1 protein-coding gene is annotated in these 1,057 nt (G+C 36.7%); it reads right to left on the reverse strand.

The features are described from left to right. Positions 1-12 precede the first annotated feature (12 nt). Positions 13-1,057, reverse strand: a 1,045-nt coding sequence (locus tag ACJDUG_RS17775) for a BMP family lipoprotein (protein WP_406771205.1), incomplete at its 5' end; no start/stop codon positions are given.

Below are 1,057 nucleotides of genomic sequence, written 5' to 3' on the forward strand. Positions count from 1 at the left end.
AATTAAATTATATTATTGGATTGATGGAGCTGTGAAATTAGCAGCTTCACCTTTCTTTGCTGGAACTACAATTGTTCCTGCTTTTATTGCATCTTCATACTTCTTTTCAAGTGATAATACATCAGCTGGTACATTAACATTTGAACTTGGAGCTATACCAACTCCATCTTCCTTTAATCCAAGTGTTAGCTGAGTGCCGCCTTTGAATTGTCCAGCTTGAGCTTCCTTAGTTACTTCAAAAGTACCACTGTCAACTCTCTTCATGCATGAAGTTAATATTATATCTTTATATTCTGGAACTGTTGCAGCCTGGTCTTGGTCAACACCAATTGCCCAAACCTTTTTACCTGCAGCATTAGCTTCTTTAACAGCCTTGAACATTCCTATACCAACACCACCAGCTGCATGATATATAACATCACAGCCATCATTTATAAGTGATTTAGCAAGTTCATAACCTTTATTTACATCATCAAAGCTTCCAGCGTATTTAACTGTAGTTCTGTCTATTAAGCCTTTTGCAGCTGTAGGATCTACAGCCTTAACGCCTGCAGCAAAACCAGTTTCAAATCTTTGAATAAGATCTCCGTCTATTCCGCCTATGAATCCAATTTTATGTGCTTTTGAAACCTTTCCTGCTATAACACCAACAAGGAAAGATCCTTCTTGCTCTTTAAACATTATTGATTCAACATTTGGCAATTGTTTTCCAGACTTATCAACTGCTACTGAGTCGATTATAGCAAACTTCTTGTCTGGATATTTTTGTGCTATGTTCTCTACTGCAGTTTCCATTTGGAAGCCTACACCAAATACTAAATCATTTCCATCACTTACTAAAGCATCAAGATTTGGTTCGTAATCTTCCTTTTGTTTTGATTCGATTGGCTTATAATCGATATTTCCTAAATCAGTTTGTGCCTTTTTGATTCCTGCATCAGCTGCTTGGTTAAATGATTTATCATTTAAACCACCTTGGTCTGTAGAAAGACCTACCTTGAATTTCTTAGCTGTTGGAGTTGTTGGACTTGGTGTTGTTGGATTAGCTTTACATCCA

Source organism: Candidatus Clostridium stratigraminis, from assembly GCF_045310675.1.
GTDB classification, from domain to species: domain Bacteria; phylum Bacillota; class Clostridia; order Clostridiales; family Clostridiaceae; genus Clostridium_AT; species Clostridium_AT stratigraminis.